The 3437-nt window shown below is 41.6% G+C and carries 3 protein-coding genes; 1 reads left to right on the top strand and 2 read right to left on the bottom strand.

Annotated elements, in window-relative coordinates:
- Positions 1 to 849, top strand: an 849-nt coding sequence (locus ACH2DQ_RS23135; RefSeq protein ID WP_395028518.1) for a helix-turn-helix transcriptional regulator, incomplete at its 5' end; no start/stop codon positions are given.
- Positions 850 to 930: 81 nt separating this feature from the next.
- Here ACH2DQ_RS23135 and ACH2DQ_RS23130 read toward each other — a convergent pair.
- Positions 931 to 1923, bottom strand: coding sequence for a uroporphyrinogen decarboxylase family protein (locus tag ACH2DQ_RS23130; protein WP_394911914.1), 993 nt, complete (start codon positions 1921 to 1923; stop codon positions 931 to 933).
- A gap of 45 nt (positions 1924 to 1968) precedes the next feature.
- A complete protein-coding gene (locus tag ACH2DQ_RS23125; protein WP_395028516.1) occupies positions 1969 to 3333 on the bottom strand; it encodes a helix-turn-helix transcriptional regulator in 1365 nt (454 codons plus the stop codon).
- Positions 3334 to 3437 lie beyond the last annotated feature (104 nt).

Raw genomic sequence — 3437 nt, 5'->3', positions numbered from 1 at the left:
CAGTACCTGAACCTGTCTTTAACCGTGGCATACAGCACCCCGTTTAAAGGTCTGGAACATTTGCCCAGCATGTATATTAATATGGAGAACTCTCTGCTCCAGAAAATACGTTATGGACACTCCAGCATTATCAGTCCGCAAATGATGGATGACTTGAATTCCGATATTTTCTTTTTTCCAAAGCAATTATCGGAACGCTTATCTTCCGCTGTATTAAATGGAAAAACAGAACAGGCTTTGGAAACCTACCAGAAAATTTCCCAACAGCTCTTTTCCTATGACTATAATGAGATCATGTCTTCCAGCATAAGGCTCATTTATGACTTATATTTTCAGATATCCGATAAGTACCCTGTTTTAAAAGAAGACTGCATGACGCTGCTAAAGGATTGTCTGGTTGACTTGAAAAACGTGGAAATCGCCTCTGATATCAGCCGGCTCATGGATACTCTGCTTAAATCTTTATGCAGCAAAATAGAGTTTCTACATAATAATCCATTCAGCCAGAACACCGATATCGTAACCCAGCGCATATGCCAGATCGTAGACCGGGAATTTTCCAATCCTTCCTTATGCCTGAGTTCCATATCGGAAGAAATTGGGCTTTCCCCCAATTATATCGGGCAGATTTTTAAATCCGCCATGCAGAAATCCGTTGCCCAGTATATCACGGATCTTCGTATGGAAATGCTGGCCCACTATCTGAATGAGACAAAGCTTCCATTAAATAAGATCCTGGAGAAAATCGGCATGGAGAAAAATAATTACTTTTATACCCGCTTTAAGAAGTACTTTAAGGTATCTCTGGGGGAATACCGCATGAATACGCACATGCGGAGTGAGGAATAACAAAAGAAAGACTGTCCCGGGGGGCATATCATCCCGGAGACAGTCTTTTTACTATAATTTATTATATAATTATTTTGTTATTCAATATTCATCGACTGTGGCCTGCGCAGCACGACCGGAATAAATCCCGTATTTCTGCCAGATGTCCCACATTCTTTCATACCGTTCTAATGCCATGCCTGTATACACACAGTTGGAGGTAGAGAAGATGTAACCTCTGCCTGCCTCCATTCCCTCCCTCAGTGATCTTCGTACTTCAGCGCCGCATTCCTCATCCGTTCCAGTTTGCAGCAGACCACAGTTTACATTTCCGATGAGCGCAATGTTGTTACCCACGATCTTTCTGGCTTCTGCCAGGTTTACGCCCCCCTGGGGATCCAGGGAATGAACCGCATTTGGTTTGCAGCCGGCAATCTGTTTTAAAATGGGCATTACATTCCCGTCTGTATGTTTGATGGAATAATACCCCATTTTCCTGTATTCGCTGATGATTTCTTTTAGATAAGGAACGACTAACTCATCAAATTGTTCCGGAGAAAAAAATGGATTGGTATTAAAACAATAATCGGAGCAGAGGGTAAAGCCATCCAATAGATGTCCCTTACGATCCAGCTTATCTGCAAAAGCAGCATGTTCCTCTACTCTTCTTTTGGATATTTCATTTAGTTTATCAGGCTCCTCCAGCATCTGCACTGCAAAATCTGTCATGGTATCCCCATCCGGTATTGCCCAGGTAGGATCTCCATGCATCATGAGATAATATTCATCTCCTGACTTTTCCCGTATCGTTTCCAATATCCACTGGATATTATCAAGGCCCCCCGGATTGGAGTGTACAAAGATAGCACTGTGGTCATATCTCTTTGCTGTGTCAATGTAAATATCCGCAATCTCCTGAATATGAAGTTTCTGTTCCGTGTAACTCATCTGATTCCACTGTTCATGGAACCTATGGCTTGGATGTACCTTGCCAAGTGCCTCCATAGTAAGGAAAAATACCAGTTCAAAATGGGGGACTCTTCCCCCGATCTCTTCGCACTGTAAAGTCTTTATAAATCGTTCTCGATGTGTCATATTGATACCTCTCTGTCCTCTTTCTCTCTGTCTTCCTTTTTCTATCTATTCCGCTCTGAATACTGCAGCGTTTTCTTTTTGTTCCCTGCAATGTTCCCGGTATGCCTGGGGAGTCACACCGATTTTTTTTCGAAAATATGTATAAAAATAGTTGGTGCTAACAAATCCACATTTTTCTGCAAGATCTTTTGCTGCACGCTCTGTATCCTCCAATTCCTTTAATACCCACTTCAGTCGCTCGCCATTAATATAATCCGCCACCGACATGCCCACATCTTTTTTAAAGAGCCTTCCAAGATAGTTAGGGGAAACACTGAATTCATCCCCCAGCTGTTCCAGCGTAAGATTTGGATCTGTAAAGTTTTCTTCTATATATTTTTTTACCTCATCCAGCTTTCCCATGACCCCTTTTTTAATTGCTGCTTTTTCCTGTTTTTCACGTATCTTTTCAAAAAGCTCTAAAAACAGGCCATCCACTTCAGAAGCCTTTTCACACGCTGCCAGCCGGACTAAAAATTCATTTGCATCGTTCTCATAAAACGAAAATTCATTCACACTGCGGACAACCGTTATTCCCAGCCAGATAATGGCGTTCATGTATTCCATCATACTGCATTTTTTTAGTTTATCTGTAAAGTTTTGGTACACTTCCCAAACATCCTGTCCGGAACGAACTGCCCTTGGAAGACTGCCCGCCTCCAGCTGTTGGAACTCCGCCTGTTCTCCATGTTCCCTCTGAATCTGTTCATATGTAAAATACGTGTTCGGCGGGTAAAAGAAGCTTTCCTGCATAACCATTTTCAGATTGCTGTTCACTTCCGGAATTTTTTCCAGGTTTACATTTTGTTCCGATCCCGTTAGTGAGAAATCCCATTTAATAAAAACTTTCACATTTTCACAGAACTCCTGGAAGCATTCTCTGATTTTCTCCTGGGTTCCGTCTTCCCGGGTTGTTTCCAGCAGGAACGTCAGGGTGTGATCCCGGTTAATCAGTCCCATCACCTGAAAATATTTCCCATAAGTCTCTTCAAATATATTCTGGAAACCATATTTGATATCGTAGGTACCTGTTTTACCATATACTTCCCGAAACTCTTTATACCCTTCCAACTGTAAAATCAGAACAGCATACTTTTGATTTTCAACTGGTGAAAAACCAAAGTTCTCCATCTGCTGCCGAAGTTGATTTTTACCAAAGAGTTTTCTGTTGTGGAGAAAATCGCTGAGAAACCCCTCCCGAAGCAGATAAAGGTCGGAACGCTTTGTGGACAGCGCATACTTTTTTTCCAGTTTTCGATGTATTTTTAGAATGGAAACGGAATTTGCCAAAGCAATTACTACTACCGCAAGTACAATGGTCAGTGTAATTCCCACAATCCAGCCCCGCAGTTCCTGCAGAACATGGAACATAGAATTCCATCTGGTAATTTTGACATAATTCCATTCGCTTTTACTTGAATACAGATAGGAGAAAAAATATTTTTCGCAATATACCGCAGATTCCTGATACTAAA

Source organism: Robinsoniella sp., from assembly GCF_034124845.1.
Note: the sequence above shows the minus strand (reverse complement) of the source record. Positions and strands in the feature narration are given on the sequence as shown.

Coding starts and splice junctions, on each gene's coding strand:
- ACH2DQ_RS23130 (WP_394911914.1), bottom strand. CDS start 1,923: ATGACACATCGAGAACGATTTATAAAGACTTTACAGTGCGAAGAGATC.
- ACH2DQ_RS23125 (WP_395028516.1), bottom strand. CDS start 3,333: ATGTTCCATGTTCTGCAGGAACTGCGGGGCTGGATTGTGGGAATTACA.